This window comes from Solibacillus sp. R5-41 (assembly GCF_002736105.1).
Lineage (GTDB): Bacteria > Bacillota > Bacilli > Bacillales_A > Planococcaceae > Solibacillus.
The window spans coordinates 3927618-3953998 of sequence record NZ_CP024123.1 but is presented as its reverse complement, the minus strand read 5'-3'; the positions used below and the strand labels follow the sequence as shown (position 1 = coordinate 3953998).

Annotated in this window: 21 protein-coding genes and 1 riboswitch; of the genes, 17 read left to right on the top strand and 4 right to left on the bottom strand. The window is 38.3% G+C overall.

Going from position 1 to position 26381, the window contains the following annotated elements:
• Positions 1–59: 59 nt before the first annotated feature.
• Entirely contained in the window at positions 60–806 is a 747-nt protein-coding gene (locus CSE16_RS19510; RefSeq protein ID WP_099425413.1) for an alpha/beta hydrolase, read from the bottom strand.
• A 189-nt stretch (positions 807–995) separates the two neighbouring features.
• Between CSE16_RS19510 and CSE16_RS19505 the strand changes: the two genes are divergently transcribed.
• The 11 genes from CSE16_RS19505 to CSE16_RS19455 all read left to right on the top strand — a co-directional run bounded on the left by CSE16_RS19505 (position 996) and on the right by CSE16_RS19455 (position 16088).
• A complete protein-coding gene (locus CSE16_RS19505) occupies positions 996–1889 on the top strand; it encodes a LysR family transcriptional regulator (RefSeq protein ID WP_099425412.1) in 894 nt (297 codons plus the stop codon).
• Between the two features lie 20 nt (positions 1890–1909).
• Positions 1910–2743, top strand: coding sequence for a tetratricopeptide repeat protein (locus CSE16_RS19500; RefSeq protein WP_099425411.1), 834 nt, complete (start codon positions 1910–1912; stop codon positions 2741–2743).
• A gap of 104 nt (positions 2744–2847) precedes the next feature.
• Positions 2848–3339 (top strand): chemotaxis protein, encoded by a 492-nt coding sequence (locus CSE16_RS19495; RefSeq protein ID WP_099425410.1) that lies wholly within the window; start codon positions 2848–2850, stop codon positions 3337–3339.
• Positions 3340–3991: 652 nt separating this feature from the next.
• Positions 3992–5284, top strand: coding sequence for a globin-coupled sensor protein (locus CSE16_RS19490; protein WP_099425409.1), 1293 nt, complete (start codon positions 3992–3994; stop codon positions 5282–5284).
• A gap of 143 nt (positions 5285–5427) precedes the next feature.
• Positions 5428–6813 carry a protoporphyrinogen oxidase gene (gene hemG, locus CSE16_RS19485; protein WP_099425408.1) on the top strand — a complete coding sequence of 462 codons (1386 nt, stop codon included), beginning with the start codon at positions 5428–5430 and terminating at the stop codon, positions 6811–6813.
• 213 nt (positions 6814–7026) lie between these two features.
• Positions 7027–7125, top strand: a riboswitch (SAM riboswitch).
• 102 nt (positions 7126–7227) lie between these two features.
• A complete protein-coding gene (locus CSE16_RS19480; RefSeq protein ID WP_099425407.1) occupies positions 7228–9072 on the top strand; it encodes a bifunctional homocysteine S-methyltransferase/methylenetetrahydrofolate reductase in 1845 nt (614 codons plus the stop codon).
• Positions 9065–12493 carry a methionine synthase gene (gene metH / locus CSE16_RS19475; protein ID WP_099425406.1) on the top strand — a complete coding sequence of 1143 codons (3429 nt, stop codon included), beginning with the start codon at positions 9065–9067 and terminating at the stop codon, positions 12491–12493. The genes CSE16_RS19480 and metH overlap by 8 nt, the downstream gene beginning before the upstream one ends.
• A gap of 97 nt (positions 12494–12590) precedes the next feature.
• Positions 12591–13103, top strand: coding sequence for a GNAT family N-acetyltransferase (locus CSE16_RS19470; protein ID WP_099425405.1), 513 nt, complete (start codon positions 12591–12593; stop codon positions 13101–13103).
• A 126-nt stretch (positions 13104–13229) separates the two neighbouring features.
• On the top strand, positions 13230–14264 hold the full coding sequence (locus CSE16_RS19465; protein WP_099425404.1) for a Delta(5) desaturase DesA: 1035 nt from the start codon (positions 13230–13232) through the stop codon (positions 14262–14264).
• Positions 14265–14349: 85 nt separating this feature from the next.
• A complete protein-coding gene (locus CSE16_RS19460; RefSeq protein ID WP_172954406.1) occupies positions 14350–15486 on the top strand; it encodes a sensor histidine kinase in 1137 nt (378 codons plus the stop codon).
• Positions 15483–16088: a response regulator transcription factor gene (locus CSE16_RS19455; protein WP_099425402.1), complete on the top strand. Its 606-nt coding sequence runs from the start codon at positions 15483–15485 to the stop codon at positions 16086–16088. Before CSE16_RS19460 ends, CSE16_RS19455 begins: the two co-directional genes overlap by 4 nt.
• 157 nt (positions 16089–16245) lie before the next feature.
• Here CSE16_RS19455 and CSE16_RS19450 read toward each other — a convergent pair whose 3' ends face one another.
• The 3 genes from CSE16_RS19450 to CSE16_RS19440 form a co-directional block, all read right to left on the bottom strand.
• Positions 16246–17217 (bottom strand): proline dehydrogenase family protein, encoded by a 972-nt coding sequence (locus tag CSE16_RS19450; protein WP_099425401.1) that lies wholly within the window; start codon positions 17215–17217, stop codon positions 16246–16248.
• A gap of 68 nt (positions 17218–17285) precedes the next feature.
• A complete protein-coding gene (gene fetB / locus CSE16_RS19445; RefSeq protein WP_099425891.1) occupies positions 17286–18035 on the bottom strand; it encodes an ABC transporter permease in 750 nt (249 codons plus the stop codon).
• Complete coding sequence (locus tag CSE16_RS19440) at positions 18035–18757, bottom strand: ABC transporter ATP-binding protein (protein WP_099425400.1); 723 nt, start codon at positions 18755–18757, stop codon at positions 18035–18037. Before CSE16_RS19440 ends, fetB begins: the two co-directional genes overlap by 1 nt.
• Positions 18758–18982: 225 nt before the next feature.
• Here CSE16_RS19440 and CSE16_RS19435 point away from each other — a divergent pair, with 225 nt between their 5' ends.
• From CSE16_RS19435 to CSE16_RS19410, 6 genes are all read left to right on the top strand, one after another.
• Positions 18983–20452, top strand: coding sequence for a nicotinate phosphoribosyltransferase (locus tag CSE16_RS19435; RefSeq protein WP_099425399.1), 1470 nt, complete (start codon positions 18983–18985; stop codon positions 20450–20452).
• A 12-nt stretch (positions 20453–20464) separates the two neighbouring features.
• Positions 20465–21292 (top strand): ammonia-dependent NAD(+) synthetase, encoded by an 828-nt coding sequence (gene nadE / locus CSE16_RS19430; RefSeq protein ID WP_099425398.1) that lies wholly within the window; start codon positions 20465–20467, stop codon positions 21290–21292.
• A gap of 292 nt (positions 21293–21584) precedes the next feature.
• Positions 21585–21923 carry a hypothetical protein gene (locus CSE16_RS19425; RefSeq protein ID WP_099425397.1) on the top strand — a complete coding sequence of 113 codons (339 nt, stop codon included), beginning with the start codon at positions 21585–21587 and terminating at the stop codon, positions 21921–21923.
• A 175-nt stretch (positions 21924–22098) separates the two neighbouring features.
• Positions 22099–23043 carry an AAA family ATPase gene (locus CSE16_RS19420; protein WP_099425396.1) on the top strand — a complete coding sequence of 315 codons (945 nt, stop codon included), beginning with the start codon at positions 22099–22101 and terminating at the stop codon, positions 23041–23043.
• Complete coding sequence (locus CSE16_RS19415) at positions 23040–24224, top strand: DUF58 domain-containing protein (protein ID WP_099425395.1); 1185 nt, start codon at positions 23040–23042, stop codon at positions 24222–24224. The genes CSE16_RS19420 and CSE16_RS19415 overlap by 4 nt, the downstream gene beginning before the upstream one ends.
• On the top strand, positions 24221–26362 hold the full coding sequence (locus CSE16_RS19410; protein WP_099425394.1) for a DUF4129 domain-containing transglutaminase family protein: 2142 nt from the start codon (positions 24221–24223) through the stop codon (positions 26360–26362). Before CSE16_RS19415 ends, CSE16_RS19410 begins: the two co-directional genes overlap by 4 nt.
• The last annotated feature ends 19 nt before the right edge of the window (positions 26363–26381 follow it).

The following is a 26381-nucleotide window of genomic DNA, read 5'->3' as shown; positions in this document are numbered from 1 at the left end:
ATCCATTGATGCTCGCTTTATTAATTACAAAAAAAGGATTTTTGCAAGGGGATATCACGTTATTCTTTCCACTTTAAGCTTTCAAAGAAATGAAAAATTTCTTCATAAACTAATTCACGTTCTTTACCTAATGTTAAAATATGACCAGAGTTAATGAATGTTTTAACTGATTTGATGCGAGAGTTAACCGAAGAATAAATTAAATCTGCGCTTTCGCAATAGTATTCATCATCCTCAAATCCGCGTAAAATATGGACAGGTGATTGAATGACATTTAAATTGTTACTTGTTTCATTAATAAGGCTCTGTAAATTAATTAATGAAGGCATTTCAACTAGCTCAGCGATTTTAGTACGACTATCAATAGTTTCATCGTACGTGCCAGATAATTTTTTATAATTAATTGCATAATCGACAATACGGCTTTGTAAGCTATCAGCTGTTTTGGCTAAAGCTGGTGCAGACATTGTAACGATTGCTTTTGTTGGGCGTTCTTCTCCTAGTTTTAATGAGAAAATTCCTCCGAGCGATACACCTGCAACTGCGATTTCTTCATAACCACGGTTGCGTAGTTCATCATATCCTTCGATTGCACTGTTCCACCATTCGATTGGATTGGATTGGATGAGTTGATCAGGCCCGCCGCCATGCCCTTTGTATAAAGGTGCGTGTACAGTGTAGTTACGATCTGATAAATATTTTCCTAAACGTTTTACATCATTTGTGTTGCCTGTAAACCCGTGAAGTAAAAGAACAGCACGATTCCCTGTTTCAGTTAAAAAAGGTTTCGGCGCGATGAGTTTCATAGTCTATTAGACTCCTTCGTGAAGTTAATTAATTTATTCTTCTTTTTAAAAAACTATTGAAATTTAAAAGTAAATTTGTTATGAAATGTTGTTGTTAACGACTATTATAGAACTATAAATATATAAGTACAATTTATTATTTTTATCATTTCGATTCCTTTTAGTTATCAATGATGTGAGGTGTAATTTATGGAGATAGAACAGCTTCGATATTTTAAAACTGTTGCTACGATGCAACATATGACCCGTGCAGCAGAGGTTCTATCGATTTCCCAACCGGCGTTAAGTAAGTCTATTTCAAATATTGAACAGGATCTTGGCGTCCCATTATTTAATCGAGAAGGCCGTTCGATTTATTTAAATCGTTTTGGCGAACTTTTTTTGCAAAGTGTAAATGTGATATTAGATGAATATGAGCGTGTAAAAGAAGAATTTGAAGATATTGTCCGTCCAGGCTCTGGGGAAGTGTCATTTGGTTTTATTCATACACTTGGGACAGAAGTTGTGCCGGAGCTAATTGCAGCAACGACGAAACACTTTCCAAATATGCTATTTTCATTAACGCAGGCAACGTCATTAAGTTTGCTGAAGCGTTTAGAAGAAGGGGCAATTGATTTATGTTTAACACAAAAAATTGCATCCAAAGTAATTGAAATAGAAACAGAGGAATTATTTGTGGAAGAACTATTTGTTATTGTCCCGAAAACACATCCTTTAGCGCATTTAGAAATGATTACATTAGATAATATTAAAGATGAGCCGTTTATTGCGATTAAAAAAGGGAATTCATTGCGCCGATTGGTTGATGAGTTTTTCCTTAAAGAGGGAATTAAGCTGAAGACAACATTTGCTGCCGAAGAAATGCATACGGTTGCAGGCTTCGTTAGTGCTGGAATGGGAATTTCACTCATCCCTAACATAAAAGGGCTTGATAATTATAATGTAAAACGTTTAAGGGTAGAGCCACCATGCTATCGTTCGGTAGGCGTTTCGTGGGCAAAAAATCGCTATTTATCACCCGCAGCGACAGAGTTTAAGCAATATTTAATAGAGTATTTTCAAAATAGAAAAGAGATTGAGTAAGTGAACGGAGATAGGATACTATGTGGCATCAAAAGCAGATGTTTGAGCAATTAATAAATGAACAGGTAGAGCCAGAGAAAGTAGAAATTTTGAAGCAACAATTTCAGCAAGCTCTTAATGGTAATAGTGAAGCAATGGTGGAAATTGCATTATTTTATAAGAGAGTAGAGCTTTTTGACGGCATGCATTATTGGTTAAATGCTGCGATTAATCACAGTGATTCTGGTGGTTTTTTTGAGCTCGCCAACAGCTTTTTTGAAGGATTGGGTGTCGAGGTAAGCGAACAGCGCGCTTTTTACTATTATGAGCAAGCAGCAAAGCAACATCATCCAGATGCGATGAATAATTTAGCGGATATGTACTTGAACGGCGAGGGCATTGAAATCGATGAGGGAGCAGCGTTAGCATGGTTTTTAAAAGCTGCGACAGCCGGTGTAGTAGAAGCTATGTATACACTTGGCATTATGTATGAGCAAGGAATTGGGACGGAAATTGATGAGGACAAGGCATTTACGTATTATGAGATGGCTGCGAAAGGCGGAGATAGCGAAGGGCTTTACCGTATGGGAATGATATATTTTCAAGGGGAACTGACACGAAATCAAAGCTATGAGCAGGCAATGAAATGGTTTCAATGTGCTGCGGATATTTTCCATGTGGATGCGATTTATAATATTGCCTATTGCTATGAAAATGCATTGGGTGTGGAAAAAAGTTCCGAACAGGCCATCCGATATTACAAACAGGCTGCCTTGTTAGGAGACGGTGCATCAATGCTGAAATTAGCTGAGCTATATGAAGGTGTAAGGCCTCAAGAGGCGGAAAAATGGCGGCAAGCAGCGCAACAGGATTAACAACGAATTAAAAATCCTAAAGTAAATACAAATGGAATGTTTAGACTTATTAAAGAATAGGAATTATATTTATATAAATTAATTGGATAAGGGGGGAATCAGCCATGCTATTATTTTCGATTCCACAATTCTCTTCTAATCAAAATGAGGATCCTATACTAAAAATGCGTCAATATTCGCGGATGCAACAAGAAGATTTAACTACGCTCTGTAAGATTGTTGAGTATTTAAAAGGGAATTTACAAGTAGGATTAGATCATCAAGATGTGAAGAAATATGTTCGGGAAATATTAATGATTAATAATCATCAAACGAAACGATATGAAGGAATTGATGCATTGATTAATGAAAATATCTTTCAAATGAAAAAAGGGAAAACAAAGGATAATTCCGTATTACTTTATGGGAAAGAGGTTAGAAAGCTCGAATCCGGTTTGCGTACATTGAGATTATTTGTTTGTGATGCAATCGAGATGTTAAGTGATGGTAAAGTAGGCGAAAATCGAAGTGAAGATAGAATTCTTTATTTTGAAACAAGGTCGCCTTCATTAGAGAGTGAAATTTCTATATTAAGTAATCAATTATCAAAGCTTTAACTTATTTCAACGGATGTCTATGCAACTGTTGAAATAGTGGAACTTTGGCTAGTATCCTGTACAAGCAAAAACTAGAGGTATACTGATTCAATGCATTTCTTTCATCGACTAAATGGATGAGGGAAATGCATTTTTTTTAGATAGGTAAGCAAAAAGTGCTTATAAATATAAGTCGATAGGAATTTTAATTTGAATAAGCTAATAGAAAAATGTAAAGGGTACGAGTTTGTAAATACTTCACTTCCGAAATTTACAAACTTAACATTTAACTTTATGTAATTCTATTTTTGAAAGGGAATGAATAACTCCTATTTATAAAATATTAGGTACATTGATGGTTGGAGTACTTTATATTTAGTCGCCTCTTCTTAAGTGTGCAGGTCTAAATAGCTATAGATGAGATTGGTCCTACAGCATGCATTATTTATTAGTCGTTATTGTTTATATGAATCAATGCTGTGCTTCTTTATAATATTGATTAATTGTGTAATATAATAGTGACTCGATAGTACAGTTGTGTAAATAAATTATTTTGTTGTATCAAAAATGTAAATGAATATGTTCAAAAATTTTTTTAGAGCACAGAATACAAATCATAAACGTCATTTATATCTTTACAAAGTACAATATTAAATTAGGTGAGGGCATATTGATGTTTTTTAAAAAGAATAATGCTAATCAAACTGTAATGATAAGTGATGTAGCTGTCAAATTAGAGTATTTAAGCAACCTAAAGGTGAGCAAACAGATTCAAATGCTTAATTTAACTGAGGAAGATTTAAAATATTTGAAAGTTTTCAAACCACAAATTGATAAAAATATTGAGATAATTGTTGGTGCTTTTTATCAAAACTTAGGAATGGAATCCAGTTTGACAAAAATTATTAGTGAACATAGCTCGGTAGAACGTTTAAAATTAACGTTGAAAAATCATATTTGCGAGATGTTTCAAGGAATTATTGATGAAGAATATTTTTCGAAACGTATAAGAATAGCGCAAGTGCATGTTCATATTGGTTTAAAAACGAAGTGGTATATTGGGGCTTTCCAAAGTTTATTTATTGTTTTTATTCAATTAGTGAAGGAAAACATCGCGAACGAAGAGCAACGCTTTAAAACAATAGAAGCGATTTCGAAAATATTAAACTTAGAGCAACAAGTCGTTTTAGAAGAATATGAAGCAGTAATTGAACGAATGAAAGGGCAGTTAGCGGAAGAAAAACGTCAAATTAGTCATTCTATTATCGAATCATCTTCGAACTTAGCCGCGATTTCTGAGCAAACAAATGCTAGTTTCCAACAGTTGACGATGCAATCTGACGTGATGACTTCCTATGCGAAAAAAGCGATTGAAATTTCGAATGTGGCGAACGAACAAGCGCAAAATGGGAAAACGCAATTACAACGTCAAATTGATAGCATAAAGGAAATTAATCATTCAGTTGGTTCCATTTCTGAAGAGATTGATAAGCTTGTAGAAATTTCAAAAGAAATGGAATCCACAATGGGAAATGTAACGAATATTGCGAACCAAACGAATTTATTGGCACTAAATGCTGCAATTGAAGCGGCACGAGCTGGAGAAGCCGGTAAAGGATTTGGTGTAGTAGCAGATGAAGTTCGAAAGTTATCCGAACAAACGAAAGAATCAGCTGTAAATGTAGGTGAACTATTAAAAAATACGAATGTTCGCACGATGAAATTGCTCGAATCATTGGGTCAAATTCAAACAGCCGTTCATACAGGTGAGGAAAGCATGGGAGGAACCGAAGAACAATTCTCACTTATCGTAGAGGCCATGGTTGAAACGGAAGTACAAAATAACCTAGTCCAAAATGAAGTAGAGCAAATTGGTTTAGTCATATTGGAGCTTGGTCGAGCATTTGAAGAAGTTACACATTCAGCAGATAGGTTAGCGACAATTTCACACAGATTAGATAAATAAATTGTATCTTTACGTATGCCATTTTGATTCAATTCAAAATGGTTTTTTTCGTGCGATTTTTGTAATACACTGCTTACCTATTTTAGAGGAAAACAGATTATACTGAAGTGAGTATAGCTTGTACGGGAATGGGAGCGATTTTTATGAAAACAGTAGTAGTTGTAGGTGGCGGTATTACAGGCCTTTGCACGATGCATTATTTGAAAAGACAAATGGCCGAAAAAAAGATAGAAGCGCGTCTTATTTTAATAGAAAAGAATGCATATTTAGGTGGGAAAATTCATTCGGAATATGGAGAAGATTTCATTATGGAAACAGGCGCGGATTCCATTGTTGCGCGTCATCCTGGTGTGATAGAGCTTGTACGTGAGCTCGATTTTGAATCGGAACTCGTTTACAATGAGACCGGCATTTCCTATATTCATACGAATAATGAGCTACATGCAATTCCTGCGGGTTCAACATTTGGGATTCCGATGAGTATCGAGTCATTAATGGCAAGTACGCTCATTTCTGAAGAAGGGAAAAAACGTGTCTTGCAAGATTTTGAAATACCGAATGCCAATTATACAAAGGCAAGCTCAATTGGGGAGTTTTTAGAACATTTCCTAGGTGAAGAAATTGTGCATAAGCAAATAGCTCCTGTATTATCGGGCGTTTACTCGGGGGATCTTTATCAATTAAGTCTAGCATCGACACTCCCTTATTTAGTCGATTATAAAAATGACTATGGTTCGATTATTAAAGGATTTGAGGAAAATCGCGAGCAGTTTGAGAAGGCAGCAAATAAAAAGTTCATTTCATTTGAAAATGGATTGTCTGCTATCATCAATCGACTTGAGGAAATGTTGCCAGACGTTGAATTTATGAAAAATGCCACAACAGAAAGTGTTCGAAAAGTGGGGTCGCAATATGAGGTAGTGGTAAATGGAAAAATAATAGAAGCAGATGTTGTTGTGCTTGCAGTTCCAAATGACACAGTGCGTAAAGTATTAGCAGATGAGACATTAGATAAAAGTTTAGCGCAATTTTCAACGGCATCTGTGATTACGATGTATGTAGGCTTTGATGTACCAGATGAAGTATTGCCAGCAGATGGCACCGGTTTTATCGTCTCGCATAATAGTGATTTAATATGCAATGCATCTACTTGGACGAGTCGAAAATGGAAGCACACGTCGACAAAAGGTAATCTACTCGTACGCTTATTTTATAAAAATAGTAATCCGCGCTATGAAGAGTTAGCAGCAATGTCTGATGAGGAGCTAACAACGGTTGCACGAGAGGATATTCTTTTAAGTCTTGGCATTGCAGCACAACCAAAAATAGTGAATGTGACAAAATGGATCGATCAAATGCCGCGTTATGATTTAGCACATAATGATGCTCTTGGTGTTGTTGTAGAGGATTTAGAGACGCGTTATCCAAACGTATTACTTGCGGGATGCTCGTATTTTGGTGTGGGTATTGGTGCGTGTATTCAAAATGGAAAGACGACCGCACAGCAAATAATCAATGCAATTGTGTAAAGTTATGCTTGAATATGCTAACAGCTATTGACGTTTTTTTCATATAACGTTATGATTCTGTTAATTCTTTTAATCAGAAAACTCTGCTAAAACGAATTGAAACTTCCATCGGATGTTACGAACTTAGGTTAACACCCTTTGCAAGCATAAATCGTAATCCGGATGCAATTATGCCGGGGTATAATTGATTTAGTATTAAAAAATTCATAATGTATCTTATCGAGAGAAGTTGAGGGACTGGCCCTATGAAACTTCAGCAACCAACAAATAGTCAGGTGCTAAATCCAGCAGGCAAATGCCAGAAGATGAGAGGGACCTAAACTTACAATGTGTAATGCCTTCTTTTATTTTTGAAAGAAGGCTTTTTTATATCATTAAATGACTGAAAATACTGTAAATATGGGAGTGAATACAATGGGTTTATTAGAGGATTTAAAAACTAAAGTATTAACAGCTGACGGCGCAATTGGTACATTATTATATTCCTATGGTTTAGATTATTGTCATGAAGAAATGAATATTTTGCGACCAGAAATTATTGAAAAAATACATGGTGAATATGTTGCTGCCGGAGCGGATATTATCCAGACGAATACATATGGTGCCAATGCAATTAAGCTTGCTCGTTACGGCTATGAATACCGTGTGCAAGAGTTTAATGAAGCGGCATTACAAATTGCTAAGCGTGCTGCAACTCCTGGAGGACAATATGTGTTAGCTACAATCGGGGGTATTCGAGGCGTTCGAAAAAATGATGTGACACTAGCAGAAATTTTAGATGCGTTTGAGGAACAGGCAAAAGTACTTCTTGCAGGTCAACCAGATGGCTTTTTACTAGAGACGTATTATGATTTTGAGGAATTATCCCACTGTGTTCATTTATTACGCACATTAACGGACTTACCGATTATTGCACAAGTGACGATGCAAGATCCAGGAGTTTTACAAAATGGTCTGTCATTAAATGCGGCTTTAACAGAGCTTGCCGCTTTAGGAGCAGATATCGTCGGCAGTAATTGTCGCTTAGGGCCGTTCCATACGATTCAATCATTTGAAGGTGTAGAGCTTCCGGAAAATTCCTTTTTGTCTGCTTCCCCGAATGCTTCTTTATTAGATGTGGAAGATGGGCGCGTTGTTTATGAGTCAGAGGCGGATTATTTTGCGCGTGCTGCGGTTGAATTAGTCGAGCAAGGTGTTCGTTTAATCGGCGGATGCTGTGGTACGACACCAAAGCATATTGCGGCAGTGAAAAGTCGTTTAGCTCATATTAAGCCCATTACAGAGAAAAAAGTGAAGCAAGGGCGTACAGAATTTGTGCGTGTACCTGAGCCACGTAAGCAAGAGCCGTTACATTTAAAAGCAAAGCGCGAACGTTCTGTCATTGTTGAGTTAGATACGCCACGACATTTAGAAATTGATGGCTTCGTGGAAGGTGCGAAAGAATTATACAACGCAGGAGCGGATGTTATTATGATGGCGGATAATTCCCTTGCTTCTCCGCGTATAAGTAATATTGCGATGGCTTCTATTTTGAAGCAGCACGGTATTCGCACATTGCCACATTTAACTTGTCGTGACCGCAATTTAATTGGTTTACAATCACATTTAATGGGTCTAGATGCATTAGAGCTGCATGATCTTTTAGTGGTGACTGGTGACCCAACAAAAGTTGGGGATTTCCCTGGTGCAACGAGTGTATATGATGTGTCATCAATGGAGTTAATTTCTTTAATTAAACAATTAAATGAAGGCTCATCTTTCACAGGAAAAACATTGCGCAAGCAGGCAAATTTCTCCGTTGCAGGTGCTTTCAATCCGAATGTGCGTGTATTAGATCGGGCGGTTGCTCGCTTAGAGAAGAAAATTGAACACGGGGCGGATTATTTCATTTCGCAACCAGTTTATACGAAAGAAAAAATTAAAGAGATTTATGAGGCGACAAAGCATTTAGAGACGCCGATATATATTGGAATTATGCCCCTTACTTCATTTAGAAGTGCGGAATTCCTTCACCATGAAGTGCCAGGTATCAAGCTTTCAGAGGAAGTACTTGCGCGTATGGAAGCTTGCGGTGAGGACAAAGAAGCGGCAACAAAAGAGGGCGTTAAAATTGCTAAGGAACTTTTAGAAACAGCATGTCAGTATTTTAATGGAATTTACTTAATTACACCATTTTTACGCTACGATATGACGCTAGAACTAATCGACTATGTGAAAGCGTTTGATGTTAAATATAAAGGAGCTCAAACAAATGCTTAATCATCCAATACAGGAGCAATTACAAAAACGAATATTAATTATCGATGGTGCAATGGGGACAATGCTCCAAAATGAAAATTTGACCTATGAAGACTTTGGCGGTGAGGAATTAGATGGCTGTAATGAAAACCTTATTTTGACACGACCAGATGTGTTAGGAAAAATTCATCGTGCTTATTTAGAAGCTGGTTCCGATATCATTTGTACAAATACATTTGGTGCAACGCCACTTGTTTTAAATGAGTATGACCTGGGAAATAAAGCGGTGGAAATTAATAGACGAGCGGTGGAAATTGCACTAGAGGTGTCGCGTGAGTTTTCGACACCTGAGTGGCCACGCTTTGTTGCAGGGGCGATGGGGCCAACCACAAAAACATTGTCTGTAACAGGTGGGATAACATTTGAAGAGCTAGAGGAAAATTTCTATGTGCAAGCGAAAGCATTGATTGAAGCAGGATCCGATTTAATATTACTTGAAACGTCTCAAGATATGCTGAATGTAAAGGCGGGCACAATTGCGGTGCGTCGTGCATTTGATGAATTAGGAAAAGAGTTACCTGTGATGATTTCAGGAACAATCGAGCCAATGGGTACTACACTTGCTGGGCAATCGATTGAAGCCTTCTACATTTCGATTGAACATATTCAACCACTATCCGTTGGCTTAAACTGTGCTACAGGTCCAGAATTTATGACGGATCATATTCGTTCATTAGCAGAGCTTTCACAAGGTTATATTAGCTGTTATCCGAATGCAGGCTTACCGGATGAGGAAGGGTGCTATCACGAAACACCAGAATCATTATCGAAAAAGCTACAAGGTTTTGCAGAAAAAGGTTGGCTCAATATTATTGGTGGCTGTTGCGGTACGACACCTGCTCATATCGCAGCCATTCGTGAAGCGGTAGCAGGATTTGCACCTCGTAAACCTGGAGAGAAAACACATACGCATGCTGTTTCAGGAATTGAACCGTTACAATATGATGAATCGATGCGTCCTTTATTTATGGGCGAACGTACGAATGTTATCGGCTCACGTAAATTTAAAAATTTAATTATTGAAGGAAAATTTGAGGAAGCAGCAGAAGTTGCTCGTGCCCAAGTGAAAAATGGTGCGCATGTTATTGATATTTGTCTCGCCAACCCAGACCGTGATGAAGTAGAGGATATGAAAAACTTTATGCAGGAAGTGGTCAAAAAGGTAAAAGTACCTTTAGTAATTGACTCAACTGATGAAAAAGTAATGGAAGTCGCATTAAAATATTCACAAGGGAAAGCGATCATTAACTCCATTAACTTAGAAGATGGCGAGGAGCGCTTTGATGCGGTGATGCCACTTGTGAAAAAATATGGGGCAGCGCTTGTTGTTGGAACGATTGACGAAACGGGAATGGCCATTACGCGTGAGAAAAAGCTAGAAGTGGCAGAGCGTTCATATAAATTGCTGACAAAAAAATGGGGCATGGCACCAGAGGATATTATTTTTGACCCGCTAATGTTCCCGGTTGGTACAGGGGACGAGCAATATATTGGTGCAGCAGAGGAAACAATCGAAGGGATTCGTTTAATTAAAGAAAAGCTACCACATTGCCTAACTGTTCTCGGTGTTAGTAATGTATCATTCGGTTTACCGCCAGTAGGTCGTGAAGTGTTAAATGCGGTTTATTTATATTATTGCACGCAAGCAGGTCTTGATTATGCGATTGTGAATACAGAGAAATTAGAGCGATTTGCTTCGATTCCAGAAGAAGAAATTAAACTTGCGAATGATTTGATTTTCAATACCAATGATGAAACGTTAGCAGTATTTACAGATTTTTATCGTGGGAAAAAGAAAGAATCCGCTGTGAAAGTACTTCCTGCAACAGTGGAAGAGCGTCTTGCGTATTATATTTTAGAAGGTACGAAGGAAGGTTTGATTGAGGATTTAAATTTGGCGCGTGAAACGTTTGATACCCCGCTAGATATTATTAATGGTCCACTCATGGAAGGGATGGCTGAAGTAGGTCGTCTATTTAATGACAATCAGCTAATTGTAGCAGAAGTATTGCAAAGTGCGGGTGTGATGAAAGCAGCCGTTGCCCATTTAGAGCAGTTCATGGAAAAGGGCGATTCGAGTGCAAGTAAAGGCACGATGGTACTCGCAACAGTAAAAGGTGACGTACATGATATCGGTAAAAACTTAGTCGATATTATTTTAAGTAATAATGGCTTTCGTGTTGTCGATTTAGGAATTAAGGTAACACCAGCGCAGTTAATTGAGGCGATTCGCAAAGAAAAACCCGACTTTGTAGGACTTTCTGGATTGCTAGTAAAATCAGCGCAACAAATGGTTATTACCGCGCAAGATTTCAAGGAAGCAGGCATAGATGTTCCAATCTTAGTTGGCGGCGCTGCTTTATCACGTCGTTTTACCGAAACAAAAATTTCTGAGCAATACGATGGTCCAGTCATTTATTCGAAAGATGCGATGCAAGGTTTAGATCAGGCGAACCGTTTAATGAATGCGGAGCAACGTGAAGAACTTGTTGCGGAGCTAAAAGAAGCACGTGAAAAGCGTATTGAATCTGATGCAAAGCGTGCAGCACGACCAGTTGTAGTGACGCAAAAACCAGTTCGTACAGTTGGAGATGCAAATGTTTACTTACCGGGAGATTTAGTACGCCATGTGAAGCGTAATTACTCGGTTGCTCACTTACAGCCTTATGTGAATATGCGTACATTAATCGGGCATCACTTAGGGCTAAAGGGCAATTTAGAACAAATGCTAGCTGAGCAGGATGAACGCGCGGTGCAATTAAATACGCTCGTTAGGGATTATTTAAATAGCGATTTATTAACACCTTCTGGCATGTATCAATTTTTCCCTGCGCAATCAGATGGCGATGATGTAGTCGTATATAGTCCAGAGGATCAAAAGACTGAAATTAAGAGATTTACATTCCCTCGTCAGCAAGTAGAACCATTTTTATGCTTGGCGGATTATTTGAAGCCGGTTGAAAGTGGAGAAATGGATTACATCGCGTTAATGGTTGTAACGGCAGGTCACGGGGTAAGCGACATTGCAGGCATGCTAAAAAAGGAAGGGAAGTTTTTAGAGAGCCACGCACTACAAGCTACGGCGCTTGAGCTTGCAGAAGGATTTGCTGAGCGTATTCACCAGGAAATTCGCGACCAGTGGGGATTCCCGGATGCAACGGACTTCACAATGCGCGACCGTTTTGCAGCAAAATATCAAGGGCAGCGCTTTAGCTTCGGCTATCCAGCTTGTCCAAATTTAGAAGATCAGGAAAAACTATTTGCTTTATTAAAGCCTGAAGATATCGGCGTACAGCTTACAGAAGGCTTTATGATGGAGCCAGAAGCAAGTGTATCTGCCATCGTATTTGCACACCCAGATGCACGCTATTTCAACGTTTAAGGCTTGAATTGAAAAATGTAGATACCGTTTTATAAAGTATATCAAGACCGTCCTGCAACATTGCGGGGCGGTTTCGACCTTAAAGGAGGATGAAATGATGATTAGAGCGGCAATACCAGATGATATTTCAACCATTTTAGAAATTTTTAATGACAATATTTTAAATTCAACGGCGATTTATATGTACGAGGAGCAAACGTTGGCACAACGTATGGCATGGTATGAGCAAAAAATGCAAAATGATGAGCCGTTATTTGTTTATGAAGAGAATGGTGAAGTGGCGGGCTATGCAGCATATGGACCGTTTCGCGCGTATCCAGCCTATCAATATACAGTAGAGCATTCCGTCTATGTGCATAAAAATCACTACAAAAAAGGGATTGCGATGAAGTTAATGCATACACTTATTGAGCATGCACGTACACATGAGGTGAAAACGATGGTAGCATGCATCGACCGTGAAAATGAGGCGAGCATTTATATACACGAAAAACTTAATTTTACTTATAGCGGCACGATTCGCAATGCTGGCTATAAATTTGGACGGTGGCTCGATTTAGTATTTTATCAACTTGATTTAGAAGGACCAAAGGAAGCGAAAGGAAAATAAGTTTTCGAAATTGTTACCTAGTCATATGACAACTGTCATAAAAAAGATATGATGTTTGCTCGTACACTCTTTTTCTGAAATTTAATACGATAGGTTTATCAAGTTGAGTGAAAGAGGGAGATAATATTGGCGTTAACAGATGCAGAAAAAACTAAACAGTTAAGAAAAGATATAGCACCATTTGCAAAATCAGAACTGCGTATGAGTATTCAACAATTAATAAATACTGTTTTACCGATATTTTTAATTTGGGGAGCAGGCTACGTACTTTTACAATATTCACCGTGGTATACGGCATTATGTAGCGTGTTAGCTTCAGGATTTGTCATTCGTTCGTTTATTATTTTTCATGATTGTACGCACGGTTCATTTTTCAAAAACAAAACGGCAAATGCGGTCGTTGGGAATCTTACAGGGTTATTATCATCATTCCCATATGAAAAATGGAAACGTGAGCATACGATTCACCACGCAACAAGTGCGAACTTAGACAAGCGTGGCATTGGCGATATCGATATGTTAACAGTTGATGAATACCTAGAAAAATCTAAGCTAAGTCGCTTAGGCTACCGTTTATATCGTAATCCGATCGTGATGTTTGGTCTAGGCCCACTATTTATGGTGCTTGTATTAAACCGTATAAACCGTAAAGATGCAAAAACTAAAGAGCGTTTAAATACGTACTTCATGAACATTGCATTAATAGTAATTTGTACGTCTCTTATCATGATATTTGGCTTATCCACATTTTTATTAGTGCACGGGTTAACATTATTTATTGCAGGTGCATTAGGGATTTGGTTATTCTACATTCAACATACGTATGAAGATGCATATTTTGAATATGATGCAGATTGGGATTATGTAAAGGCTGCGGTAGAAGGTAGTTCTTATTATAAATTACCAAAAATTTTACAGTGGCTTACAGGAAATATCGGCTTCCACCATGTGCATCACTTAGCGCCACGTGTGCCAAACTATAAATTAGAAGATGCGCATGAATCGATTAAACCATTACAACAAGCGACAACGATTACATTAAAAACAAGCTTTGAATCTCTTCGTTATAAATTATATGACCCAGAGAACTATCGATTTGTGACATTTAAAGAAGCGACTTCATTAGAGCGTATGCGAAATAAAACGTCATTAGCAAAATAAGCTTAGCTTATAAGTAGGTACCTCAGGATTCAACATGAGGTACCTCTTTTGTTATAATGAATGAAAAAAGAGAATTGAGGCTGTTATGCAAACTTGGTATAGTATCATCCCGAAAAGTCCGATGTTAAGTATTTATATATGGATAATCTTCTGTATAATGCCATTTTTCTTTATTATCCAATCGTTTCCTCTGTGGCAAATTATTTCGGGGATTGCGTTAATATTATTTTACTTCCTGTGTCATTATTTTTCGTTCCGGGCGAGAACGGGCTTAAAATATATGTGGTTCAGCTTCCAAATAGTGCTCAATATTGTAATGACCTTACTGTTTGGATATGTATATTTATCCCTATTTACGGCATTTTTTATCGGCAATATTAAGCAGGCTGTTGGGTTTTATATTATGTATGGCTTACATATAGGTTTTACCGTGTTATCTATTGTAGGTGGGTATTTTATTTTCCTGGATTTATTTTTGACGCAAACACCGTTTATCATCATCAATGTGTTGGGTGTTGTCCTTCTACCATTTACACTGTATTCGAAAACGCGTCGTGAAAATTTAGAAGGCGAACTTGAAACGGCTCGTGAGCGAATTTCAGAATTAACGGTTCATGAGGAACGTCAACGAATTGCACGTGATTTACATGATACGCTTGGGCAAAAACTATCAATGATTGGTTTGAAAAGCGATTTAGCTGCCCGTTTAGTGGAAAAAAATCCACAACAGGCGATAATAGAAATAAAAGATATACGACAAGCAGCAAGTGTTGCATTAAAGGAAGTACGTGAGCTTGTTGCAGATATGCGCGCGGTGCGTATCGAAGAAGAGTTGTACCGAGTGGAGCAAATTTTAAAGGCAGCACAAATCAAATTTCGGTTAAATGGAGATAAGTCCGAAATCAAAATGCCTGTGCATTCAGAAAGTGTCATTAGTATGTGCTTAAAGGAAGCCGTGACTAACATTATTAAGCATAGTGAAGCAACGATTTGTCGCATTAACTTTTATCAAAGTGAAGATGAGTTTAAAATAACGATTCAAGATAATGGTGTTGGTTTGGATCGTTCGAAGCGCTTAAATGGCGGAAACGGTTTAAAAGGCATGCAGGAGCGCATTGAATTTTTAAATGGTGCGATTGAGATTGAAAGTGACCAAGGTACTGCCATTATTATTAGAGTACCGTTAGCCATTACGCATCAAAAAGGAGAGATGGGAAAATGATTCGTATAGTTTTAGCAGAAGATCAGGGAATGCTGCTCGGCGCGATGAGGTCTTTACTAAGTATGGAAGAGGATATCGAAGTCGTAGGGCTAGCAAAAAACGGCGAAGAGGCAATTCAGTTAGTCAATGAGTTACAACCAGATGTTTGTATAATGGATATTGAAATGCCTGTTAAAACCGGTTTAGATGCTGCTGAGGCGTTACGCGGTAGTGATTGTAAAATCATTATATTGACGACTTTTGCACGTCCTGGTTATTTTGAACGTGCACGAAAGGCAGGCGTCCGTGGCTATTTATTAAAGGAAAGTCCGATTGAAGAACTTGTTAACTCGATCCGAATCATTGTGGATGGTCGCCGAATTTACGCGCCAGAGCTTGTGGATTTTGTTTATGAGGATGATAGTGAAAACCCTCTGACAGAGCGTGAAAGCCAAGTACTAGAGCTCATAGCTGAGGGGAAAACGACGAAGGAAATTGCAGCAGAATTATTTTTAGCTGCTGGAACAGTCCGAAACTATATTTCAACAATTTTAGAGAAGCTCGGTGTTGGTAACCGAATCGAAGCAATTGCTCGTTTTAAAGAAAAGGGCTGGAATAAATAAAGTGAGACGTGTGGATTTTACTACACACTGCAAGCTCCATCTGTGCGAAATTTGTGCAGGTGGAGCTTTTTTATGGGATAAATTCATACTCCCAGCTCATGCATAAAAAAATCCGCTAAAAATTGGGTTAATGAATTTTTGGCGGATGTATTCAGAACTATTTTCTTTTCGTTAAGCGACCTAATAGGAAGGCCCCAGCTGCAACCGCAAGAACGGTATTTGTTTTTTTATTGAACACTTGCTTTGTCACATAGTTTAAGTTTTGTGGACGTTCTGCTAATTGGCGCATGAAATAACCGTACCAATCTTTTCCGTATGGTACATACACACAAACATTGTAGCCTTCACGTGCAAGTTCTAGCTGCAAGTCATTACGGAAGCCATAGAACATTTGAAATTCGAATTTGTCCTTCGGAATATTATATTCCTCGACAAAGTATTTTACATGGTTAATGATATTGTGATCATGTGTAGCAATCGATGTAAATTGACCGTTCGCTAAATGAGATTCAATTAACTCAATAAAGTTAATATCAATATCTAATTGGTCATGATAGGCAATTTCCTCAGGTTCCTTATAAGCGCCCTTTACAATGCGTAAACGGGAATCATTAAATTGCTCCATATCTTCTTTCGCGCGGTGGAAGTAAGCTTGAATAACCGTTCCAACATTCGTAAATGATTTTGTAAGCTCTTCAAACATATCCAATGTAGGTTGTAAATGTTGGTGGTCAGCCATATTAATGTTGACGAAAATACCGAAAGTTTCGGCGTGTGCCACGATTTCTCGTAAATTGTCATAGCAAAAATCGATATCAATATCGAGCCCAAGCTGAGCAGGTTGTACTGAAATATGGGCATCAACTTCTTTTGCGTGAATGGCATCGATCATTGCGAGCATATCATTCTTGGCTTTTGTTGCTTCTGATTCATCTGATACGAAATTTGTTAAATGATCGACCGTGCAAGAAATACCATTTGCGTTTAGTTCTTGGATGCTTTTTAGCACTTCTGGAATCGTTACTCCTGCCACAACATTTTGTGCACCAAGCTTTAAACCGTATTGTTGTGCCGTGTTGCTAAGTGTTTGGTTTTCAGATAATGAAATGAAAAAATCGCGTAATGCCATAAAAACATCTCCTTGTTTCATTGTACAAAAATTATACCACAGAATTTTTTAGTAAATAAACCAGTACATTAGGTCACTAACTTTTGCATACGTTCGTTAAATAATGTGGGATACACTAAAAACCCCAAAATAACAGATGATAGCGTAGCACAGGTCAATAAGGCAAAAATGATTAAAATTTGGAACTGCACAGCCTCAATCGGATTTGCGCCGCCTATAATTTGTCCGCTCATAATGCCGGGTAACTGGACAAGCCCAATCGTTTTTTGAGATTCAATTGTAGGAATCATACTTGCCTTGATGGAATCCATTAACTGCTTATGGATCGCCTGTTTTGGTGTACCGCCGAGCGACAAAATAAGTTCTATTGTATGCTCATTTCCCTTAATTTCAGATTGAAAACGATTTAAAAATAATATGCATAACACCATCGAATTTCCAATCATCATACCACTTATTGGGATGATGAAGTTTGCAGTAGCCGGCATGATTTGGAGCCCCAGTAACACACTCATAATAACAGCTTCTACCGAAAGTAATGTCAAGACGAGCTTCCACGTAATACCCGGTATGTTTTTCCCTTTCTGACGTGCGTTTAACGTCGCCGCCAAAATCATTAATGAAATCATTAATAACATATAAATGACGTTATCTGATTCGAAAACGAAATTCAGTATGTATCCAACAGCAAGTAGCTGAACGACAGAGCGTACCGTGGCAATCGTTGTATCCCGTTCTAACCCTAGTTTTAATGCTTTCGATAGTGCAAGTGGGATCAAAACAAATAGTAAAGTAAGGGATAGGGAAGTATAGGTTATCATTCGTCACCCTGCTGGATAAATGATTGGACGACTGGATTTTGAGATTGAAATAACGCCTCGGTTTTGTCCGCTTCAATTAATTGCCCCTCTTTTAACATCCATGTAAAATGCCCGAGTTGCATTGCCTGCTCGATATTATGTGTTATCCAAATAATTGTTACCCCGTCTTTTTCGTTTAATTGAACGACTAATTCTTCAATTTCTCGAACGGATTTTGGATCTAGTGCGGAAGTAATTTCATCGAGCAATAGAACTTCTGACTGATTGACTAATGTTCGAGCAATCGAAAGTTTTTGCTTTTGCCCACCAGATAAATCCGTTGCTTCTCGCATTAAAAACGCCTCATCTAGCCCAACTGCTTGCAAAAAGGACAATGCCTCTTCTTTATACAGTTGTTGCTGCTGTAATTTACGAGGAAGTGTTAAATTCTCATAGACAGAAGTTTTAAAAATAGGCGCGGATTGCAATGCAATCCCGATTTTGCGGCGCAATGCGGTTGGCTCAATCAATTCAATCGGTTCCTGTTCAATCCTAATTTGTCCGTTTGATGCAGAAGTTAAACCGTTGCACAATTTAAGTAGCGTCGTTTTTCCCGCTCCAGAAGGACCGATGAGTGTCGTAATTTGTCCTTTATAAAATGCACCAGTAATATTTTTTAATAGCTTCGTTTGATTTATTTCGAATGAAACATCATCGAATGTAATAGCATGTTGTAGCATAAAAAGCTCCTTTATTAATTGTCCTTTTAGTAAGCATAATCGGAAAAATGTAGGAATGCAAAATAAGAGATGGGTACGTTGTAATTTGATGGAACTCATCAAGTTATAGTATTTCCCGGGAAATATATACGCTAATATGCATAAACAATAAAACCCTTATATATTTCGAAAAAAATGAAATAGTGTATACTATGACTAATTATGTTTTGGAAGAAGGGAACAATGATGAGTGGAAAGTATGTAGATGATAGTTTAACGTTGCATACAGATTTATATCAAATTAATATGGCGGAAAGCTACTGGGCAGATGGTATTCACAATCGCAAAGCGGTTTTTGAGCTGTATTTTAGAAAGCTACCATTTGGCAATGGCTATGCAGTGTTCGCCGGTTTAGAACGTATGCTAGATTATTTAAAAAACTTTAAATTTAGTGAAACAGATATCGCTTATTTACGCGACGAACTTCAATATAAAGAAGATTTTATTGCTTATTTAAAAGATGTACGTTTTACAGGTACTATGTATTCAATGATCGAAGGAGAGCTTGTTTTTGCAAATGAGCCAATCGTACGAATCGAGGCGCCATTAGTAGAGGCACAATTGATTGAAACAGCATTGTTGAATATTGTTAATTACCAAACGCTTATCGCAACGAAAGCGAGCCGTATTAAGCAAATAATTAAAGATGAAGTTGGAATGGAATTCGGAACGCGTCGAGCACAAGAAATGGATGCAGCTATTTGGGGTGCTCGTGCAGCGATTGTAGGCGGATTTGAATCTACATCGAATGTTCGTGCAGGTAAAATTTTTAATATTCCTGTCTCGGGCACGCATGCACATGCATTGGTACAAGCATATAAAAACGACTATGATGCCTTTCACTCCTATGCAAAGCGTCATAAAAATTGCGTATTTTTAGTGGACACATACAATACGCTAAAGTCGGGGGTACCGACGGCGATCAAAGTAGCGAAAGAGCTTGGGGATAAAATAAACTTTATCGGGATTCGTTTAGATAGCGGCGATATTGCGTTCCTATCAAAAGAAGCGCGACGCATGCTGGACGAAGCAGGATTCCCAAATGCAAAAATTATTGTATCGAATGATTTAGATGAATACACTATTTTAAATTTAAAAGCGCAAGGTGCACGTGTAGATATGTGGGGAATTGGCACGAAGCTAATTACAGCCTATGATCAGCCGGCATTAGGGGCAGTATATAAAATGGTTTCAATTGAAAATGAGAATGGTGACCTAGAAGATACGATAAAAATCTCAGCCAATGCAGAAAAAGTAACGACACCAGGCCTGAAAAAGGTTTTCCGAATTATTAATAAGAAAAATGGGAAATCAGAAGGTGACTATATTACGATGGCCGATGAAAATCCCTCAAGTGAGGATAAGCTTAAAATGTTCCACCCTGTGCATACGTTCGTTTCGAAGTTTGTCACGAATTTTGAAGCAAAAGAATTGCATGTAAAAGTGGTTGATCAAGGCGAAATTATTTATGAAAATCCAACGCTACAAGAAGTTCGTCACTATGCAATTGGCAATTTAGAGCTACTGTGGGATGAATATAAGCGGGCATTAAATCCAGAAGAATATCCAGTTGATCTAAGTCAAAAATGCTGGGACAACAAAATGCGTAATATTCAAGAAGTACACAATATGGTTGCGGGAATCAATCAGCGATAAGGAGTGTTGGCTGTGACTAAATTACAACAACAAATTATTGAAGAATTGCATGTTCTTCCTACGATTCATGTAGAGGAAGAAATTCGTAAATCAATTGACTTTTTAAAGGAGTATGCCAAAAAGCATTCCTTTGTTAAGGGATTCGTATTAGGGATTAGCGGAGGGCAGGATTCCACATTAGCTGGAAAACTTACGCAGCTTGCCGTGGATGAATTGAATGATGAACAAGGTGCATCGAACTATTCTTTTTGGGCGGTAAGGTTGCCATATGGTATGCAAGCAGACGAACAAGATTGCCAAGATGCACTCGATTATATTCAGCCGACGAAAATTTACACGGTCAATATTAAAAAGGCAGTGGATGCGAGCTTTGAAGCATTAGCAACGGCTGGTATTGAGTTAAGTGACTTTGCGAAGGGTAATGAAAAAGCACGGGAACGCATGAAGGTTCAGTTTTCGATTGCCGCGATGAATCAAGGTGTTGTGCTCGGGACAGACCATGCAGCAGAAGCAATTACAGGATTTTACACGAAGTTTGGAGATGGCGGCGCAGATTTAATGCCGATATTCCGATTAAATAAACGTCAAGGTCGTCAATTATTAGCACATTTAAATTGCCCTGAGCATCTGTATTTAAAAGTGCCAACAGCAGACCTAGAAGAAGATCGTCCATCATTACCAGATGAGGTGGCGCTCGGTGTGACGTACGATCAAATTGATGACTATTTAGAAGGCAAAACGATTCCAGAACAAGCGCGTCAAACATTAGAGGGATATTATATCCGTTCAATGCATAAGCGTCATTTACCAATCACTATTTTTGATACATTTTGGAAATAAAAAAATGATCAAGGCGTCTGAAAAATTAGGGCGCCTTTTTTTATGGGGAATAATTGTGCGTAATTGATAAAAACAGTTAATAAGCATGTTAGATGCCTGCAAATTTCTAATAAGTTTGATAAACTTGTCGATATAAAATACGCCTCGGCGTAATTTCGTCCAGATTTTGAATTGAGGCCTGCACAATGCAGGTCAGTTAGCTGTTGTCGCATGGACGCGACGAACTTAGGCTAACATCCTTAATTAACTCCTTTCAAAACCTGTGACATCCGTCTAAAAGGGAGGGATGAAAATGAGAACATCTAGAATTAGCGGCACAACAAGTAGTGTATATCGCAATAATGCGAGGGCGGTACATTCAGATATTCAGTTTGCAGATGCAATGAATGGCGGTATGCATGATCATTTTCGCGATCCCCGTGAACAGTTGCAAAAACATAAAGGAAAGAAAAATAAAGCTGCACCCAAAGCAAAAAAGCTTGTACAAAATAAAGCCCGATTAATCGTAAAAGGGATGCAGTACAACGCCAATTCAGCAATTACACTCAATCAATTATTCCAACGCTCGACTAAAGTAAATGCTATCAATAAATTACAGAGACGAAATACAACTTATCAAACCTCTATTTGAAATCGCCTAACTCGAATCTATTGTTAGGCGATTTTTATATTTATTTAGCAGAAAGCCCAAGTCAAAATTAATATTCTTTTTGAATATTCGCACGTTTACAGTTGTACTAAAATTTCCTTTTCGCTATGCTTAAAATAGCGAATGTCTATTAAAGCTTTTAATTAGGGGTGAAGGTATGAACGAACAAATCGAAAAAGTCATCAAAAATATTGAAAAAGTAATGATAGGGAAAAGAGAAATTGCAGAGTTAAGCATCGTTTCACTACTTGCAGGTGGACATGTGTTATTAGAAGATGTACCTGGTGTCGGGAAAACAATGATGGTACGCGCAATTTCGAAATCGTTAGGTGCAACATTTAAGCGAATTCAATTCACGCCGGATTTATTACCGTCAGATGTAATTGGTGTGTCTATTTATAATCCCACAACATTGCAATTTGAATTCCGTCCAGGACCGATTGTTGGAAATATCGTGCTCGCAGATGAAATTAATCGAACTTCTCCAAAAACGCAAGCGGCTTTACTAGAAAGTATGGAGGAAGCTTCAGTTACAGTAGATGGTGAGACGATTCAATTGCCGAAGCCGTTTTTTGTAATGGCTACGCAAAATCCGATTGAATATGAGGGGACATACCCTCTACCAGAAGCCCAGTTGGATCGGTTTTTATTGAAAATTAAAATGGGTTACCCTTCAAAAGAAGAAGAAATTGAAGTGCTACGTCGAGCGGAAAGAATGACGCCAATCGAACAAATTGAAGCAGTTTTGTCACTAGATAAGTTAATTGAACTGCAGCAGCAAGTAAAACAGGTTCATGTTGAGGATAATATTAAGGAATATATCGTGTCATTAGCTCAAACAACGAGACATAATGACAAAGTGTATTTAGGTGTTAGTCCGCGTGCGTCAATAGCTCTTATGAAATCAGCGCAAGCCTATGCATTTATGAAAGGGCGAGCATTTGTCATACCGGATGATGTGCAATACTTAACGAAATTTGTATTTGGGCATCGCTTAATTTTAAGACCAGAGGCACGCTATGAAGGTGTGACAGAAGAGAGAGTGATTGAGAGTGTGCTGCGCTATGTACCAGTGCCTGTAAAAAGGTTTGTACAGCAATGAGTCGGCTAAATGATTTTTTTAAATATGGGGGAAGGCTTGTAACCGTAGTATCGCTGCTGGTCATTACGTATTGTTTTGCCATGTTTCAAGGAGGCTTTGTAAGTTGGTACCTCTTTTTTACCTTGTTACCATTTGTCATTTATTCGATTCTTCTAGCATTTATGCCAATAAAAATAACAGAGATTTCACGTACGCTTTCAAAAGAGCGGGTCGAGCGTGGGGATAACGTTATTGTAACGGTCAAATTTCGCAATGCGAGCTGGTTCCCCCTTATATTTTTAACGGTCGTGGAATTACCGATGGATACCCGTTATTACGAGGCGGCCAATGGCGATGCAAGCAAGCTCTTTTTAGTTGGCTGGAAGCGGGAATTTGAATGGTCCTATGAGCTGAAGCAATTAAAACGTGGCGAACATCATTTTCAAGGCATGGCATTTACATGTACGGATTTTTTCGGTTGGACGATTCGCAAAGTAAAGGTCGAACAGCCTCAAATGTTTTTTGTTTATCCAAAGGTATATCGTGTAAAAACGGTGCTGTTAAAAATGCAATATGATCAAGGAACAGCAGCTTCATTATATTCACTTGTAAAAGATACAACAATGGTAACGGGTGTCAGAGAATATGCACCTGGGGATCGTTTTTCGTGGATTCATTGGAAATCATTTGCGAAAAATGGGGAGCTACGGACAAAGGAATTTGAGGATAAGCAGTCTCAAAATATTTTCTTTTTAATCGACCGTTCTGTCCAACGAAATTTTGAGCAAGTCGTCGATTTTACTGCTTCTTATATTAGTATGATTGTAAAGGAGCGCGGAGATACTTCGCTATTAAGTGTTGGAATGGATCGCTATTTTGCACCCGTCATCAAAACGGAGAGCCAATTCGAAAGAGTGATGCAGCACCTTGTCACAATTCAGGCTGACGCGCAATTTGGGGTAGACAAACTACTTCTTGAAGATCAAAAATTGATGATGCGCTCGGTCGTTGTCATTGTTACAGGTGAGCTGACGCCAAAATTGAAAGAGCTATTAAGTTCAAGTTCGAGCTACGCCAAGAAAATCATTTGTTTTGTTTTTGGAAATGAAGTGGACTCAACACTATATCATCATAACAATCAAGTCATTTTTATGAAGCCAGTGTCGGAAAATCAAGCAGTTGCGGAGGTGAACGTCTCTTGAAACGCAGTGGTATAGAGCTTGCAGAACAGTTTCTATTTTATGTCATTGTCTTTTTAATTTTACGAGAATGGTTAATTCCCATTATGCAGCTTACAGATACAGGCTATTTTACATTATTCACTTTATTTATCGCACTGTGCTTAGTCATAAGCTTTTTAGGGTGGCCATTACTAGTGTCGTGGTTTTTGAAAACGGGATTTATTTTGTGGTCCTTAGTACATGTTTACAACGATAGTAGCTTATCAGATTGGGCGTTTTTATCGTATGAATTAAAGTTTAATGTCACTGTTTTGTTGAATGGGGAGTGGGCTTTAGTGAGTGATCCTGTTCGTACGAGCTTATTTTTTGTGCTTATTTGGATGCTCATCTATTTAATTCAATATTGGATAACCGTTCGTTTTACGATTTTTTATTTTTTCACGCTCACCGTGTTTTTCATTGCGACACTCGATACATTTACAGATTATGATGGAACAATAGCAATTATAAAAATTGTCGTATTAGGGCTTATGATGACATCATTGCTATTTGTAAAGCGTTTAATGCAGACGACAAATGAGCAATTAAAATGGTCAAATTATTTAATATATGTGGCTCCGATAGTTGTATTTATAGGTGTTGCGGGAATCGTCGCGGCCATTTTACCGAAATCTGAGCCACGGTGGGCTGATCCTGTCCCATATTTTAAAGATTGGGTAGGAATCGGGCATACGGGTGAGTCTATTTCGAAAGTGGGCTATGGGGACAATGATGAAAGTCTTGGGGGACCATTCATAGGGGATAACACAATTGTATATGAAGTTGAAACCCCAGTTAGACAATATTGGCGTGTTGAAACGAAAGATACTTATACGTCTAAGGGCTGGGAGCGCACTGCAACTGTGGATTCAGAAATGATTCTTGAGCAATCTGACCAAATACCATTTTCAATTATTCCAGGTCAAAAAGAAGCGAAGGAAGTTTCAATTTATCCCCTAGCCGATTATTCGTATTTAGTACAAGCTTATGGAACAACAAATTACATTCTGAATAATCCAGAGGATACAATAAAATTTAATGCGGCAAATGAAAAAGTGGTCGCTATGGAAAGGGATGTTGAAAGGCATCTGAGTGGGTATGAGCTTTTATTTCAAGAGCCTACATACAGTTTTACGGAGTTAAAAGAAGTAACAACGTCCAGCCAGGTGGATGAACGATTTTTGCAGCTACCAGAAACATTGCCAACCCGTGTAAAGGATTTGGCGCACGAAATTACAGCTGACTATGAAAGTGTTTATGATAAGGCACGTGCAATAGAATCCTACTTTAAACGAGGCGACTTTCAGTACGAAACGACAAATGTAGCAACACCGAGCGCGGATGAGGATTATGTCGATCAGTTTTTATTCGAAACGATGCTAGGTTATTGTGATAATTTCTCCACGTCGATGGTCGTATTACTCCGTTCTGTCGGCATTCAAGCGCGTTGGGTAAAAGGTTTCGCAAGTGGCGAACGAATTTCAAGCAGCAATGGTATGCATACGTATCAAGTGACGAATAATGATGCACACTCATGGGTAGAGGCGTATATTGACGGAGTCGGCTGGGTACCATTTGAGCCGACAATTGGCTTCAATAATCCGGTTAGTATTAACTATGATGTAGAAATGCCAGCCGATGATATAGCAGAGCAACCAGAGAAGCCAGAAGAAGTGGTGCCGGAGCCTGAGGAGCAAGACAAAAAGGAACAAGCAGCAGCTGCAAAAAATAAATCTATTGATTTTTCAAAATGGAGTTGGCTCCTTTATGTTTTAGGTGCAATCGTATTCATTATTGGAATTGTTTTATGGAAAAAGCGCGGTATTTGGCAGCCGAAATGGGCTGTTCAGATGCATCAGTCGAAACTAAATGATGCGAAGACATTCGAGGATGGCTATTTTGTGTTATTAAAACAACTAGAGCGCATTTATCTAAAACGTAAGGATGATGAAACGCTTCAACAGTTCGCAAAACGCGTCGATGCACAGTTGGAAACGACAAAAATGGGTGAGTTAACAGCCGTATATGAGCAAGTGATTTATTCTAAAACAGAAGTAAATGTAATTGATGCTGAAATGAAAGAAATTTGGGAATATTTAATCAATCGCACTATCGGTTGATTTTACGCCTATTTAAGAG

What these genes read in the sequence shown, in the direction of transcription:
- CSE16_RS19480 (WP_099425407.1), top strand. Translation starts at nt 7,228, where the DNA reads ATGGGTTTATTAGAGGATTTAAAAACTAAAGTATTAACAGCTGACGGC.
- CSE16_RS19440 (WP_099425400.1), bottom strand. Translation starts at nt 18,757, where the DNA reads ATGCTACAACATGCTATTACATTCGATGATGTTTCATTCGAAATAAAT.
- hemG (WP_099425408.1), top strand. Translation starts at nt 5,428, where the DNA reads ATGAAAACAGTAGTAGTTGTAGGTGGCGGTATTACAGGCCTTTGCACG.
- CSE16_RS19500 (WP_099425411.1), top strand. Translation starts at nt 1,910, where the DNA reads ATGTGGCATCAAAAGCAGATGTTTGAGCAATTAATAAATGAACAGGTA.
- CSE16_RS19510 (WP_099425413.1), bottom strand. Translation starts at nt 806, where the DNA reads ATGAAACTCATCGCGCCGAAACCTTTTTTAACTGAAACAGGGAATCGT.
- CSE16_RS19470 (WP_099425405.1), top strand. Translation starts at nt 12,591, where the DNA reads ATGATTAGAGCGGCAATACCAGATGATATTTCAACCATTTTAGAAATT.
- CSE16_RS19490 (WP_099425409.1), top strand. Translation starts at nt 3,992, where the DNA reads ATGTTTTTTAAAAAGAATAATGCTAATCAAACTGTAATGATAAGTGAT.
- CSE16_RS19415 (WP_099425395.1), top strand. Translation starts at nt 23,040, where the DNA reads ATGAGTCGGCTAAATGATTTTTTTAAATATGGGGGAAGGCTTGTAACC.
- CSE16_RS19450 (WP_099425401.1), bottom strand. Translation starts at nt 17,217, where the DNA reads ATGGCATTACGCGATTTTTTCATTTCATTATCTGAAAACCAAACACTT.
- CSE16_RS19505 (WP_099425412.1), top strand. Translation starts at nt 996, where the DNA reads ATGGAGATAGAACAGCTTCGATATTTTAAAACTGTTGCTACGATGCAA.
- CSE16_RS19420 (WP_099425396.1), top strand. Translation starts at nt 22,099, where the DNA reads ATGAACGAACAAATCGAAAAAGTCATCAAAAATATTGAAAAAGTAATG.
- CSE16_RS19425 (WP_099425397.1), top strand. Translation starts at nt 21,585, where the DNA reads ATGAGAACATCTAGAATTAGCGGCACAACAAGTAGTGTATATCGCAAT.
- CSE16_RS19495 (WP_099425410.1), top strand. Translation starts at nt 2,848, where the DNA reads ATGCTATTATTTTCGATTCCACAATTCTCTTCTAATCAAAATGAGGAT.
- CSE16_RS19460 (WP_172954406.1), top strand. Translation starts at nt 14,350, where the DNA reads ATGCAAACTTGGTATAGTATCATCCCGAAAAGTCCGATGTTAAGTATT.
- CSE16_RS19435 (WP_099425399.1), top strand. Translation starts at nt 18,983, where the DNA reads ATGAGTGGAAAGTATGTAGATGATAGTTTAACGTTGCATACAGATTTA.
- CSE16_RS19455 (WP_099425402.1), top strand. Translation starts at nt 15,483, where the DNA reads ATGATTCGTATAGTTTTAGCAGAAGATCAGGGAATGCTGCTCGGCGCG.
- metH (WP_099425406.1), top strand. Translation starts at nt 9,065, where the DNA reads ATGCTTAATCATCCAATACAGGAGCAATTACAAAAACGAATATTAATT.